The following is a 13,710-nucleotide window of genomic DNA, read 5'->3' on the forward strand; positions in this document are numbered from 1 at the left end:
AATCAAATGGCTTTTATGATTAAACTTTCAGGCAGATTATTCAAATTTTAAATCTAAACCTAAACCTCGTAATTCATGTACTAATACATTGAATGATTCAGGCACACCGGCTTTAGGAATATTTTCGCCTTTCACAATAGCTTCATAAGTTTTAGCACGGCCAATGATATCATCAGATTTTAATGTTAACAATTCCTGCAATATATTGGCAGCACCATAAGCTTCTAAAGCCCATACTTCCATTTCACCAAAACGCTGACCACCAAACTGTGCTTTACCACCTAATGGCTGTTGTGTAATTAAGCTGTAAGGCCCAATTGAACGAGCGTGCATTTTATCATCAACCATGTGGTGTAACTTAATCATATAAATAACACCCACGGTAGCTTTTTGGTCGAAACGTTCACCGGTTTCACCATCATATAAATAAGTGTGACCGTTTAATGGTATTTGCGCTTCTTCACAATATTTTTCAATTTCACCGGTAGTAGCACCATCAAATATTGGAGTAGCAAACTTCAGTCCCAGTTTTTTTCCGGCCCATCCTAAAATGGTTTCGTAAATCTGACCTAAGTTCATACGAGAAGGTACACCCAGAGGATTTAAAACAATATCTACCGGTGTTCCATCTTCCATGAATGGCATATCTTCTGCACGTACAATTTTTGCCACAATACCTTTGTTACCATGGCGGCCGGCCATTTTATCGCCCACTTTAAGTTTGCGTTTAACGGCTAAATAAACTTTAGCCAATTTCAATACACCTGCAGGTAATTCATCACCAATTGATATATTGAATTTTTCACGCTTATATCTGCCTAACTCTTCATTATATTTAATATTGTAATTATGCAATAATGTATTAATATAATGATCGGTTTCAGCTTCGCCGGTCCAACCTAATGGGTTTACACTTTGGTATTCAATTGCAGCAATATTTTTGGCATTGAACTTAGCGCCTTTACCAATGAGCACTTCACCGAAAGTATTGGTTACACCTGCAGAAGTTTTGTCTTTCAACAATACCTGCAATTTGCCGATTAATTGCTCTTTTAAAGCTTCAACATTTTGTTGGTGTATTTTTTCTACTTTTTCAAGTTGTGCTTTTTCTTTCTGTTTGCTGTTTTTATCTTTCTTAGCACGTTGGAATAGTTTTTTATCAATTACTACTCCTTCTGTACCGTTAGGTGCTTTCAAAGAAGCATCTTTTGCATCACCGGCTTTATCACCGAAAATTGCTCTTAACAATTTTTCTTCGGGTGTAGGATCTGATTCTCCTTTAGGAGTTATTTTTCCTATTAAAATATCACCTTCCTTAATAGCGGCACCAATTCGTATAATTCCATTTTCATCCAAATCTTTTGTTGCTTCTTCTGAAACGTTTGGAATATCGGGTGTTAATTCTTCTTCACCTAATTTGGTATCGCGTACTTCTAATTCATATTCATCAATATGAATTGAAGTAAATAAATCTTCTCTTACAACCCTTTCATTTATCACAATTGCGTCTTCGAAATTGTAACCTTTCCAAGGCATGAAGGCTACTTGTAAATTTCTACCTAATGCCAATTCACCGTTTTGGGTTGCATATCCTTCAGTTAAGAAATCGCCTTTTTTAACAATTTGTCCTTTTTTAACAGCAGGACGTAAATTGATAGAGGTGGCTTGGTTGGTTTTTACGAACTTGGTTAGTTTATAAATACGCAAGTCATCATCAAAAGAAATTAAACGTTCAATTTCATTTCTTTCATAACGAACATGAATTTCATTGGCATCAACAAATTCAACAACGCCATCACCCTCAGCATGAATTTGAATTCTGGCATCACGAGCAGCTTTACCTTCTAATCCGGTACCAACAATTGGTGCCTCTAAACGAATAAGGGGTACAGCTTGACGTTGCATGTTAGAACCCATTAATGCACGGTTAGCATCATCATGCTCTAAGAATGGAATTAATGAAGCACTTAAACCTACAATTTGGTTAGGTGCCACGTCCATATATTCCACTTCATTTTTATCTAAAATGGGGAAGTCGCCGGTTTCACGAGAAATAACCTGATCAACAGCAAATTCACCATTTTCATTTAATGGGGTATTACTTTGCGCAATTTTGGCTGTATCTTCTTCTTCAGCACTTAAATAGGTTAATTCTTTCAAATTTACTTTACCATTTTCCACCTTACGATAGGGTGTTTCTATAAAGCCCATTTCGTTTATGGTAGCATGTACGCATAAAGTAGAGATCAAGCCGATGTTAGGTCCTTCGGGAGTTTCAATGGTACATAAACGTCCGTAGTGAGAATAGTGAACGTCACGCACCTCAAAACCTGCTCTTTCGCGGCTTAAACCACCGGGTCCTAAAGCTGAAATCCTTCGTTTATGTGTAATTTCTGATAAGGGATTGGTTTGATCTAAGAATTGAGAAAGCTGAGAAGTACCAAAGAATGAATTGATTACAGAAGATAATGTACGAGCATTGATTAAATCAACGGGTGTAAATACCTCATTATCGCGAACATTCATTCTTTCACGAATGGTACGAGCCATACGAGCTAAACCAACACCAAATTGAGCGTATAATTGTTCGCCTACGGTTCTTACTCTACGATTGCTTAAATGGTCAATATCATCTACTTCTGCTTTACCATTGGTTAAGCGAACCAAGTATTTAATAATTTCAATAATATCTTGCTTGGTTAATACCTTTTTTTCAATGGATAAATCCAGATTTAATTTTCTATTGATTTTGTAACGACCTACTTCTCCTAAATCGTAACGTTTATCAGAAAAGAATAATTTATCTATAATGCCTCTTGCTGTTTCATTATCAGGGGCATCAGCACCACGCAATTGGCGATAAATGTGCTGTACAGCTTCTAATTCACTGTTAGAGGTATCTTTATTTAAAGTGTTATAAATAATTGCATAGTCCCCACCTACATCTTCTTTTTGAATGAAAACGCTTTTAACGCCAAGTTCAACAATTGTTTCAATAGCATCTTCATCTAAAATGGTGTCGCGCTCCATTACAATTTCATTTCTTTCAATGGAAACTACTTCACCGGAATCTTCATCCACAAAATCTTCAACCCAGGTTCTTAAAACACGAGCTGCTAATTTTTTTCCAATGTATTTGGATAATTCTTTGGCATCGGCTTTTATTTCATCAGCCATTCCAAAAAGTTCCAAAATATCTTTATCGGTTTCGTAACCAATGGCACGGAGTAATGTTGTTACGGGAAATTTCTTTTTACGGTCAATGTAAGCATACATTACGTTGTTAATATCGGTAGCAAACTCCATCCATGCACCTTTAAACGGAATAACACGGGCAGAATAAATTTTAGTACCGTTGGGGTGTACAGACTGACCGAAAAATACACCGGGTGAACGATGTAATTGAGATACTACTACCCTTTCGGCACCGTTAATAACGAATGTACCGCGGGGAGTCATGTAAGGAATATTCCCTAAGAATACATCCTGAACAATAGTTTGGAAGTCAACATGTTCTTCATCGTTACAACTTAAACGCAGTTTTGCTTTTAAAGGAACTGCATAAGTTAATCCACGTTCCATACACTCTTCAATGGAATAACGGGGTGGGTCGATGAAATAATCTAAAAATTCCAGTACGAAAATGTTACGTGTGTCGGTTATAGGAAAATTTTCCTTGAACACACGAAACAGGCCTTCATTATTCCTTTTATCAGGCGTAGTTTCTAACTGAAAAAATTCACGAAATGATTCAAGTTGAATGTCTAATAAATCAGGTGCTTCTGCTAAGTTTTTTGTTTTGCCGAAGTTGATCCTTTTGTTCAGTGTTGTTGTTGACATAGTATTTTGTAAAACCGGTTTTAGCTCAATAAATAAGGAAACATATTGTTTCCAGCGCTTTTCCTAACACGATGAAGGGGTTTCAATGGCCATTCCCCATCATTAAAAAAGTAAATGCCTTAAAATAAGGATGGCAAAGGTATGGAAACCATATGAAAGTAAAAACAAAATTTATTTCCCCATTCATTACTGCATCATACGAGGGAAGTAGAGCGGTAAATGAGGGGATAATTGCGTTTTTACAAAAAAATTACCTCCGAAGCAATTTCGGAGGTAATAAAAGCTTATGTGTAAGGTAGTTTATTTAATTTCTACTTCAGCACCGGCTTCTTTCAGCTTGTTGGCTAATTCTTCAGCTTCAGCTTTAGAAATACCTTCTTTTACTGGTTTTGGAGCGCCATCTACTAAATCTTTAGCTTCTTTCAAACCTAAACCGGTTAATTCTTTTACAATTTTAACCACGTTTAATTTGCTGGCACCACCATTTTTCAAAATAACATCAAATGAAGTTTGCTCAGCAGCAGCAGCGGCACCACCACCATCACCACTTGCAACTACTACAGCTGCAGCAGCAGCGGGTTCAATACCGTATTCTGCTTTTAATACGTCTGCTAATTCTTGTACTTCTTTTACTGTTAAACCTACTAAGGTTTCGGCTAATGCTTTTACGTCTGCCATAATATTTAAGTTTTAAAAACCGCCTTCATTGCTATTGCTCCGGCGGAAGGTTATGGAAAAAATACCTCATTTTTACCTCAGAGGTGTTGGTTTTAGCTATTTTAATTTTATTTATTCTGCAGCTGTTTCAGCCTGCTTTTCGTGATGGTGTAACAATGCAGCCAATACACGCTTAGCAGGTGATTGTAATAAGCCGATTACTTCGCCTATTAATTCTTCCTTCGACTTGATTTTTGTTAATGCAGCTAAGTTTGTATCGCCACTATAAATTTCACCGTTTATGAAAGCGGCTTTTAATTGTGGCTTTTCATTGTTGCTTTCTTTTCTGAAAGAAGAAATGATTAAAGCAGGTTCTTTTGGATTTTCAGAAAACAATAAAGCGGTTACATTGTGCAATGAATCGTAAACGCCTGTATATTTTTCTGCGTCAATGGCTTCTAACGCTTTTTTAATGAGCGTATTTTTGGCCACTTTCATTTCTACTTTCTTATCGTAACAAGCTTTACGTAATTTACCAATTTGTTCTACCGTTAATGATTCGGTATCGGTAACGTAGAAGTTGTTGTATTGAGAGAACTTTTCTTTTAAAAGTTCAATTACTTCATTTTTTTGTTCTTTGGTCATAACTAAATTTTTAAATACCCGGGTCATTTTCGAATTAACGAATCACCGGGACTTAGTTGGCTAATGATTTTGCATCTAAAGTAATACCGGGGCTCATGGTAGAAGCCATGCTTACACCTTTCAGATAAGTTCCTTTTGCTGTAGCCGGTTTTAATTTTAAAATTGCATTGATTAATTCGGCAGTATTTTCAGCAATTTTTTGAGCATCGAAAGAAACTCTTCCAATTGAGGCGTGAACAATTCCTGCTTTATCAACTTTGAAAGCAATTTTACCGCCCTTTACTTCATTAACGGCTGCTGCAACATCATTAGTTACAGTACCGGTTTTAGGGTTAGGCATTAGGTTACGAGGGCCTAATACTTTTCCTAATTTACCAATTTTGGGCATTACAGAGGGGGTAGCAATAATAACATCTACATCTACCCATCCGCCCTCAATTTTTTGAATAAATTCATCTAAACCAACATAGTCGGCTCCGGCTTGTTTAGCTGCATCTTCTTTATCGGGAGTACACAATACTAATACACGCTTTGTTTTACCGGTACCGTGTGGTAAACTTACTGTTCCACGTACTTGTTGATCGGCTTTTTTAGGATCAACCCCTAAACGAATATGTACGTCAACAGAGCTATCGAATTTTGTACAATTAATTTCTTTCACTAATGCAGCTGCTTCTTTCAGGGAATAAACTTTGTTTTTATCCACCTTACTTTCTGCTACTTTTCTTTTTTTAGTCAGTGCCATAATTAAAAATATTATTTAAGGTGAATAATTAGTTTTTCCAGGGAGCGTCTCCCTCAATGTTTAAACCTAAACTACGTGCAGTGCCGGCTACCATTTTCATGGCGCTTTCTAAAGTAAAACAGTTCATATCGGGTAACTTGTCCTTAGCAATAGCTTCAATTTGCTGCCAAGTTACTTTGCCAACTTTTGATCTGTTTGACTCTTTACTGCCCTTTTGAATTTTAGCCGCTTCCATTAATTGAACAGCAGCGGGTGCAGTTTTGATAACAAAGTCGAAGGATTTGTCTGAGTAAACGGTGATAACAACAGGTACAACTTTACCCATTTTATCCTGAGTTCTTGCATTGAATTGCTTACAGAACTCCATAATGTTAATTCCCTTAGAACCTAAGGCAGGTCCAACAGGTGGTGCCGGATTGGCTTGGCCACCTTTTACCTGTAGCTTAACAAAGCCGGTAATTTCTTTTGCCATAATTTTCGATTTTATTGGTGATAACGTGCTTTTTACAAGCACTCCCAAACTCCATCATTTACTTATAAGAACTAATTTGGGACGGCAAAGGTAATAGAAAAATGAATATACAAATGTGTTTAAACAAAAAAATCTCCGAAATGGGAGATTTTTTAAAGAGGTAAGTTAATTTTTATGATGCTAACTAATTTTTTCAACCTGCATGTAATTCAATTCTACCGGTGTTGAGCGACCAAATATTTTTACGGTAACTTTTAATTTTTTCTTTTCATCATTCACTTCTTCAATTATACCGTTAAAGTCATTAAATGGACCTTCAATAATTTTAATGGTTTCACCAACTATAAATGGTTCGCTAATGCTAATACCTTGATCATTCATTTCATCAACCTTACCCAACATTTTATTTACTTCCGATTTGCGCAAGGAAATAATATTGCCTTTTGAACCTTTACCATCAGTTAGAAAATGCATTACATTGCTAATATTGCTAATATGCTGTATAATTTCGTCAGTTAATTTTCCATCGGCAACTTCAATCATTACATAACCGGGGAAGTAGTTTTTTTCGCGCATTATTTTTTTACCATTTTGTACTTTATAAACTTTTTCCATTGGTAAAAAAACCTGCTTGATAATATCAACCCATCCACTGCGTTGAATGTCTTTATCCAAATATTCTTTTACTTTTCTTTCTTTACCACTAACTACACGAAGCACATACCACTTGGTTTCAGGCTGTGGTGCAGTAATGGCATTGATAACTTCAGAAGAAATTTCCATGGATAAAAAATTACTTAAATAATGAATAAATTAATTTTAGAACCTGGTTGGAGCTAAAATCCATTAACCAAACAATTCCTGTAATAATGATGGTTGCAACCAACACAATTACGGTACTTTGTTGTAAATCGTTCCAAGTTGGCCAGGTTACTTTCTCAACTAACTCGCGATAGCTGTCTTTGAAATAGGTAGTAACTTTATTCATTTAAATTAAAATTAGGTAATTATTACTGCCATTTAATCAGCAATAATTACAGTTAAACGTTTAACCAGATGCACGGGTACTAGGATTCGAACCCAGATCAAAGGTTTTGGAGACCTCTATACTAACCGTTGTACTATACCCGTATAAACTTAAAAGCTATCCCGAAAATGCCTCGGGACAGCCTTTAAGAAATTTAATTGATGCAAATATATAAAAATTGCAACAAAAGGTTTTATTAAAATAAAGAGCCTATTTTAAAATTTCAGTAACCTGTCCGGCACCTACTGTTCTTCCACCTTCCCTGATAGCGAATTTCAAACCTTTTTCCATAGCTATGGGTTGGATTAATTTTACAGTTAGGTTAATGTTATCACCAGGCATTACCATTTCAGTTCCTTCAGGTAAATGTACTTCACCGGTTACGTCAGTAGTACGGAAATAGAACTGAGGACGATATTTGTTGAAGAATGGAGTGTGACGACCACCTTCTTCTTTACTTAATACGTAAACTTCGCCTTTAAATTCGGTATGTGGAGTAATGCTCTTTGGTTTACAAATTACCATACCACGACGGATATCTTTCTTTTCAATACCGCGTAATAATAAACCTGCATTATCACCAGCCTGACCTTCATCTAATAATTTTTTGAACATTTCAACGCCGGTAACAGTTGAAGAAAGTGGGGCTTCCATTAAACCTACAATTTCAACGGCATCACCAACTTTTACAATACCACGCTCAATACGACCGGTAGCTACAGTACCACGACCGGTAATAGAGAATACGTCTTCAACGCTCATCAAGAAAGGCTGATCGATTGGACGGGGAGGTAAAGGAATGTAAGAATCTACAGCTTCCATTAACTCATCAATTTTACCAACCCATTTTGGATCTTCAGCTAAAGCACCGGTAGCAGAACCTTTAATAATTGGGGTATTATCGCCATCGAAACCATATGAGCTTAATAACTCACGGATTTCCATTTCAACTAATTCTAATAATTCCGGATCGTCAACCAGGTCAACTTTATTCATGAACACTACAATACGAGGTACACCTACCTGACGGGCCAAAAGAATGTGCTCTTTTGTTTGAGGCATGGGACCATCAGTTGCAGCAACTACCAGAATTGCACCATCCATTTGCGCAGCACCGGTAATCATGTTTTTCACATAGTCAGCGTGACCAGGACAGTCAACGTGAGCATAGTGACGATTAGCGGTTTGATATTCCACGTGTGCAGTATTAATAGTAATACCACGCTCTTTTTCTTCAGGTGCACCATCAATCTCATCATATTTACGAGCTTGTGCAAGACCTTTTTTTGATAAGATTGTAGTTATGGCTGCAGTTAAGGTGGTTTTACCATGATCCACGTGACCAATTGTACCAACGTTTACGTGGGGTTTATCCCTCAAGAAGCTTTCTTTTGCCATTTTATTTGTTTTTTAGTTGTGTTTAAAAAATTGCGGCTTTCGCCATTTTATTGTTTTTATTTTTAGGATTTGTTCATCCTATTTTAAATAATCTTCTACACATTCATTGCAACACATTCCATTGTAAAAATGGAGCCGTTGATGAGAGTTGAACTCACGACCTCTTCCTTACCAAGGAAGTGCTCTACCCCTGAGCTACAACGGCCTGATAAAAAAACTAGATTCTGTAAAATTTTTGAACCTACTTTTTTTATTTCCGTTATTTCAGGCAAAGAGCGGGAGACGAGGCTCGAACTCGCCACCTATAGCTTGGAAGGCTATCGCTCTACCAAATGAGCTACTCCCGCTTGAAATGATATCAGAATTAAGTTGTTTTAAAAGAACTTTTTTTCGAATAAACAGTGGGCAGGAGTGGATTCGAACCACTGAAGTCGAAAGACAGCGGATTTACAGTCCGCCCCATTTGGCCGCTCTGGAACCTGCCCGGTAAATTTATTGAGCCGAAGAAGGGAGTCGAACCCACGACCTGCTGATTACAAATCAGCTGCTCTACCAGCTGAGCTACTTCGGCTTAAAAAAAGAACTACTGTTTTTTTCGGGATGGCAAAGGTAATGGAAAACTTATTTCAACAAAATTCTTCAACAAATATTTTTAACCAGTTTTCAACTTTTTTTTTAACACCGCAAATTTAATGAATTAAAAGTGCCATAAATACAGCATTACCAACATAAAAAAACCCTCATTTCTGAGGGCTTAATTTTTTGCTAAGCAAGGGTTAGCTTTTCTTTTTTGCGCTTAATTTGATTAATTAATGATTCAAAAGCCATATCAAATGATTCTTCAAATGACTTAGAAGAGGCTTTTACAAAAAAATCGTGCTTAGGCACATGTACTCGTATTTCCACTATTTTGTCCTTTATTTTATGAACAACGTTATCCAGCTTCAGAAAGACATCTACTTTTAAAATCTGGTCGTGAAATGTGTTTAGTTTTTCTGCTTTTTTAGTTACATAATCTAATAATTTTAAATCTGCTTCAAAATGCACAGTTTGAATGTTGATGTTCATAACAACACACGTTTAAATGGTGAAAAAATATGGTAAAGAACTGAATGAAAACAATGCGATTTTCTCGTTTTATTTTCAATTATAAATCTACTGCTTTCATTTTATAAAATAAAGCTAATTCATCATTGTTTTTTTAAAATAATTCCTGTATAACAAAATATTTACAGCATTAAGCTTTTGGGTGCGCCTTTTTATAAATTTCCTTTAGCTTTTCTATTGTAGTATGTGTATAAACCTGAGTGGCGGCTAAACTGCTATGGCCCAATAATTCTTTTACTGCATTTAAATCTGCACCATTATTTAGTAAATGCGTGGCAAAACTGTGGCGCAAAACGTGCGGACTTTTTTTCTTTAGGGTTGTTACTAAACCTAATCTTTTTTTTATCTGCTCATATACTTGTCTGGGTTGTAGAGGTTTGTTTTTATGAGTAACAAAAACCTGTTCAATTTCAGTACCGAATTGTTGATGTTTTTCATGAATATAATCCATTATTTGCTGCAGCAGTTGGTGGTGTATTGGAATGATTCGCTCCTTATTTCCTTTTCCCAAAACTTTTAATTGGTAATTGGCAGCATCAATTTGTTTTTCAGTTAAATAAATTAATTCACTTAAACGCATACCGGTATGGTAAAATAATTGAAGCACCAGGAAATAAGTCCTTTCCTCCCAATTGGTTGCATCTATGGGCATTTGCAATAATGCGTTCATTTTAGCTTCTTCAACAAAAACAGGCAACTGCTTTTTTGCTTTAGGGGCAACAATAGTAACCATTGGCGATTGTTGAATACATCCTAATTTTTGTAAAAAACGAAAAAAAGATTTTAATGTGGAAATTTTACGGTTAATGCTTTTTGATTCAATTCCCTGTTCTTTTAAAAATGCCAGCCAGGTTTTTATAAATGGGGCTTGAATATCGGCCAGTGCTGGCGCGTTGAATTGATGGATTTGAAAATGCAAAAATTGCATCAAATCGTTTTCATATGCTATAAGCGTGTGTTTTGAATACCTTTTTTCATACCGTAGGTATTCAACAAATTTTTGCGCTTCAGTATATACTTCAGTTACAGACATAAAAAAGTAGCCTAAAATTAAATATCTCAGGCTACCAAATATATGAATGGGTATAAAAGCAAACTAGGCTTCTATTTTTCCACTGGCAATTTTTTGTCTGTATATAGCTCTTAAAACAGTTTCTCTGCGTTTAACAGATGGCTTAACATAAGTTTGACGCTCTCTTAGCTTCAATAAAGTTTTACTTTTTTCAAACTTTTTCTTATACTTTTTTAAAGCCTTGTCTATATTTTCGCAATCTTTTGAATCAATGATAAGCATAATAAAATGTCTCCTTTTTTGAATGAATGGGGTGCAAAGATAAATGGTTTCATTAAATTTCCAAATATCAAAATTATTTTTTAGGGTTTTACTGCTAACTTGCAACCATGTTTACCGGAATTATTGAATGTTTAGGCACTATAATCCAAATTGAGAAAAAAGGTAGTAATGCCAGTTTTTTCATCGAATCGCCTATTAGTAACGAGCTAAAAGTAGATCAAAGTGTTGCACATAATGGGGTTTGTCTTACCATTGAACAAATTGAAAACAACATACACAAGGTAACTGCAATTGAAGAAACGCTGCTAAAAACCAACTTGGGCTTTTTGAAACCCGGAGATGCCGTTAATATTGAACGTTGTTTATCTATGAATGGTCGTATTGATGGGCACATTGTTCAAGGACATGTTGATTGTACCGCAACTTGTTTACAAAAGAAAACAATGGATGGCAGTTGGGAATATGTGTTTCAATTCTCGGAAAAATTTGCGCCTTTGGTGATAGAAAAAGGTTCAATATGCGTAAACGGTATTAGCTTAACTTGTTTTAATGTTACCAAAAACACTTTTACGGTAGCTATTATACCTTACACTTATGAGCATACCAACATTGGCCACATTCAAGAAAATGATAGCGTTAATATTGAGTTCGACATTATTGGTAAATATTTGTTACGCCTACAAAATTTAAACAAATAACCAAGCATTATAATACATAAGGCTTATGCTTCTACTACCCTAGTCTTACTCAAATAATCATGTAATGGCATTTCTAAAAAAGGAATAAAAAATGCATCAATAATTGTTAAGCGAATGATACTGCGTACAATAAATTGCCAAAATACAGGTCTGCCCCCTGTTTTGTTCTTCACTTTACTTCCTGTTAACCATTTTCCGGGTGTTCTTGTAAAAATTAATTCAAATAAAAAATAATATATTACCAAAACCGGTGCAAATATTTCACCAAAATTGTAAGGGGTATATTGGTAAAAAATCACATACCAATCCCACACTTTTTTTAAGATGTATGCAATTATAAAAATAATAGCGGTATCTATTAAAAAATTTAGAACACGGGTGCCGAAACCTACTATTCGCATATTGATTATTTTACTTTGAATGATTATAGTGAACAACCTGCATTAATACTCAATAAATAAGTTTATTGCAAACATACACGAACAATTACATTTACACCAAACAGCATTTGTAATTACATTTGCCCAAATTGAAAATTGTATGACTTTAATGGAAGAATTACAATGGCGGGGATTAATTCAAGACATAATGCCCGGCACCATTGAGCAGCTAAATAAAGAAATGACTTCAGCATATATTGGATTTGACCCTACCGCTGATAGTTTGCATATTGGTAGCCTCGTTCCTATTTTATTGTTAGTGCATTTGCAAAAAGCCGGGCATAAGCCTTATGCATTGGTAGGTGGTGCAACCGGTATGGTTGGTGACCCCAGCGGCAAAAGTGAAGAAAGAAACCTATTAAGTGAAGAAGTGCTGCTACACAATGTACAATGCGTAAAAAAACAATTAGAGAAATTTTTAGACTTTGATGCTTCAAAACCAAATGCTGCGGAAATAGTGAATAACTACGATTGGTTTAAAAACATGAGTTTCTTGCAGTTTATTAGAGATGTAGGAAAACATATAACCGTTAACTACATGATGGCAAAAGATAGTGTGAAGAAAAGATTGGAAAATGAAAATGGGATGAGCTTTACAGAATTCACTTATCAATTGGTTCAGGGATATGACTTTTACTGGCTTTACACGAATAAGAATTGTAAACTGCAAATGGGCGGTAGCGATCAATGGGGAAATATTGTTACCGGCACTGAACTAATTCGGAAGAAAGCCGGTGGCGAAGCTTTTGCATTTACATGCCCTTTAATTACCAAAGCCGATGGTGGCAAGTTTGGAAAAACGGAAAAAGGAAATGTTTGGTTAGATGCCCAAAAAACTTCACCCTACCAATTTTATCAGTTTTGGTTGAATGCCAGTGATGAAGATGCCAAAAAATGGATTAAAATATTTACCCTTTTACCCAAAGAAACCATTGAAACCTTAGTGGAACAACATGATGCTGCTCCACACGAAAGAATTTTACAAAAAAAATTAGCTGAATCTTTAACCATTTTTGTCCATAGCAAAGCTGATTTTGAATTTGCACTTCAGGCATCTGAAATTTTATTCAATAACGAAACTGCCGATATTTTAAGCAGTTTAAATGAACAACAATTGTTGCAGGTATTGGAAGGTGTACCTACCATACACGTTGAAAAATCGCAATTAGATAACGGTAGTGACTTGGTGAATTTTTTAACTGAAACAGGAATTTTCCCCAGTAAAAGTGAAGCAAGAAAAATGTGGCAAAATGGTGGAATACGCATCAATAAAAAGAAAGTTGAGACCAACTATACCCACATTACTTCAAATGATTTATTGCAAGATAAATACCTGCTAATTCAAAAAGGAAAGAAAAATTATTATTTAATTGTTGCAAATTAATAC

Annotated in this window: 14 protein-coding genes and 5 tRNA genes; 2 read left to right on the top strand and 17 right to left on the bottom strand. The window is 35.6% G+C overall.

Annotation, left to right across the window (positions count from 1 at the left end; all coding sequences use genetic code 11):
• Positions 1 to 36: 36 nt before the first annotated feature.
• The 16 genes from rpoB to rpsU all read right to left on the bottom strand — a co-directional run bounded on the left by rpoB (position 37) and on the right by rpsU (position 11,185).
• On the bottom strand, positions 37 to 3,840 hold the full coding sequence (gene rpoB, locus LX80_RS05960) for a DNA-directed RNA polymerase subunit beta (protein ID WP_111294259.1): 3,804 nt from the start codon (positions 3,838 to 3,840) through the stop codon (positions 37 to 39).
• Between the two features lie 300 nt (positions 3,841 to 4,140).
• Positions 4,141 to 4,518, bottom strand: a complete 378-nt coding sequence (rplL, locus tag LX80_RS05965; protein ID WP_111294261.1) for a 50S ribosomal protein L7/L12 — start codon at positions 4,516 to 4,518, stop codon at positions 4,141 to 4,143.
• Between the two features lie 111 nt (positions 4,519 to 4,629).
• Entirely contained in the window at positions 4,630 to 5,142 is a 513-nt protein-coding gene (rplJ, locus tag LX80_RS05970) for a 50S ribosomal protein L10 (protein ID WP_111294668.1), read from the bottom strand.
• A 52-nt stretch (positions 5,143 to 5,194) separates the two neighbouring features.
• Complete coding sequence (gene rplA, locus LX80_RS05975; protein WP_394338603.1) at positions 5,195 to 5,887, bottom strand: 50S ribosomal protein L1; 693 nt, start codon at positions 5,885 to 5,887, stop codon at positions 5,195 to 5,197.
• A 28-nt stretch (positions 5,888 to 5,915) separates the two neighbouring features.
• Positions 5,916 to 6,359: a 50S ribosomal protein L11 gene (rplK, locus tag LX80_RS05980; RefSeq protein WP_111294265.1), complete on the bottom strand. Its 444-nt coding sequence runs from the start codon at positions 6,357 to 6,359 to the stop codon at positions 5,916 to 5,918.
• Between the two features lie 180 nt (positions 6,360 to 6,539).
• Positions 6,540 to 7,142, bottom strand: a complete 603-nt coding sequence (gene nusG, locus LX80_RS05985; RefSeq protein ID WP_111294267.1) for a transcription termination/antitermination protein NusG — start codon at positions 7,140 to 7,142, stop codon at positions 6,540 to 6,542.
• Between the two features lie 10 nt (positions 7,143 to 7,152).
• Positions 7,153 to 7,347 carry a preprotein translocase subunit SecE gene (secE, locus tag LX80_RS05990; RefSeq protein WP_111294269.1) on the bottom strand — a complete coding sequence of 65 codons (195 nt, stop codon included), beginning with the start codon at positions 7,345 to 7,347 and terminating at the stop codon, positions 7,153 to 7,155.
• 71 nt (positions 7,348 to 7,418) lie between these two features.
• A tRNA-Trp gene (locus tag LX80_RS05995) sits at positions 7,419 to 7,490 on the bottom strand.
• A 106-nt stretch (positions 7,491 to 7,596) separates the two neighbouring features.
• On the bottom strand, positions 7,597 to 8,784 hold the full coding sequence (tuf, locus tag LX80_RS06000) for an elongation factor Tu (protein WP_111294271.1): 1,188 nt from the start codon (positions 8,782 to 8,784) through the stop codon (positions 7,597 to 7,599).
• Positions 8,785 to 8,914: 130 nt separating this feature from the next.
• A tRNA-Thr gene (locus LX80_RS06005) sits at positions 8,915 to 8,989 on the bottom strand.
• Positions 8,990 to 9,058: 69 nt separating this feature from the next.
• A tRNA-Gly gene (locus LX80_RS06010) sits at positions 9,059 to 9,131 on the bottom strand.
• Between the two features lie 55 nt (positions 9,132 to 9,186).
• Positions 9,187 to 9,269 (bottom strand) — tRNA-Tyr (locus LX80_RS06015).
• Between the two features lie 13 nt (positions 9,270 to 9,282).
• Positions 9,283 to 9,355 (bottom strand) — tRNA-Thr (locus LX80_RS06020).
• Between the two features lie 194 nt (positions 9,356 to 9,549).
• A complete protein-coding gene (locus tag LX80_RS06025) occupies positions 9,550 to 9,852 on the bottom strand; it encodes an HPF/RaiA family ribosome-associated protein (protein ID WP_111294273.1) in 303 nt (100 codons plus the stop codon).
• 169 nt (positions 9,853 to 10,021) lie between these two features.
• Positions 10,022 to 10,924 carry a tyrosine-type recombinase/integrase gene (locus LX80_RS06030; protein WP_111294275.1) on the bottom strand — a complete coding sequence of 301 codons (903 nt, stop codon included), beginning with the start codon at positions 10,922 to 10,924 and terminating at the stop codon, positions 10,022 to 10,024.
• A gap of 63 nt (positions 10,925 to 10,987) precedes the next feature.
• Positions 10,988 to 11,185 (bottom strand): 30S ribosomal protein S21, encoded by a 198-nt coding sequence (rpsU, locus tag LX80_RS06035; protein WP_111294277.1) that lies wholly within the window; start codon positions 11,183 to 11,185, stop codon positions 10,988 to 10,990.
• Between the two features lie 107 nt (positions 11,186 to 11,292).
• Between rpsU and LX80_RS06040 the strand changes: the two genes are divergently transcribed.
• Positions 11,293 to 11,883 carry a riboflavin synthase gene (locus LX80_RS06040; protein ID WP_111294279.1) on the top strand — a complete coding sequence of 197 codons (591 nt, stop codon included), beginning with the start codon at positions 11,293 to 11,295 and terminating at the stop codon, positions 11,881 to 11,883.
• 23 nt (positions 11,884 to 11,906) lie between these two features.
• On the opposite strand, the gene LX80_RS06045 is transcribed toward LX80_RS06040, so the two are convergent.
• Positions 11,907 to 12,284 (bottom strand): RDD family protein, encoded by a 378-nt coding sequence (locus LX80_RS06045; RefSeq protein WP_111294281.1) that lies wholly within the window; start codon positions 12,282 to 12,284, stop codon positions 11,907 to 11,909.
• Positions 12,285 to 12,423: 139 nt separating this feature from the next.
• On the opposite strand from LX80_RS06045, the gene tyrS reads away from it, so the two are divergent.
• Entirely contained in the window at positions 12,424 to 13,707 is a 1,284-nt protein-coding gene (tyrS, locus tag LX80_RS06050; RefSeq protein WP_111294283.1) for a tyrosine--tRNA ligase, read from the top strand.
• Positions 13,708 to 13,710 lie beyond the last annotated feature (3 nt).

It is taken from the genome of Hydrotalea sandarakina (assembly GCF_003254115.1).
GTDB classification, from domain to species: Bacteria; Bacteroidota; Bacteroidia; order Chitinophagales; family Chitinophagaceae; genus Hydrotalea; species Hydrotalea sandarakina.